The following is a 335-nucleotide window of genomic DNA, read 5'->3' as shown; positions in this document are numbered from 1 at the left end:
TGGTGGGCGAGCGTGGTGTGCTCGAGCCTTCACCGTCCGTTACCCCAGGGGGTAACCTGGGGTTACTCGAACGAAGGATTGATGGACATGACCGGTGATACCGAAAGCATCGCATTGGTATTGAACCGCCTACGGCGTGCGCAGGGCCAGCTGTCAGGCGTGATCGCCATGATCGAAAGTGGCCGTGACTGCAAGGACGTCGTCACCCAGCTGGCTGCGGTGTCGAAGGCGCTCGACCGGGCCGGGTTCAAGATCGTCGCCACCGGACTCCGCGAGTGCATCACGGGAGCGGAAACGGGCGAGAAGATGAGTGAAGCGGAGCTCGAGAAGCTGTT

The 335-nt window shown here is 61.8% G+C and carries 1 protein-coding gene; it reads left to right on the top strand.

The window, feature by feature from the left end:
- Positions 1–87 precede the first annotated feature (87 nt).
- The coding region (locus tag ACOQFP_RS00010) for a metal-sensitive transcriptional regulator (protein WP_421583069.1) at positions 88–335 on the top strand (248 nt) is incomplete at its 3' end.

Source organism: Rhodococcus sp. MALMAid1271, from assembly GCF_049195265.1.
GTDB lineage: Bacteria > Actinomycetota > Actinomycetes > Mycobacteriales > Mycobacteriaceae > Rhodococcoides.
This window is presented reverse-complemented; position numbering and strand designations above follow the sequence as displayed.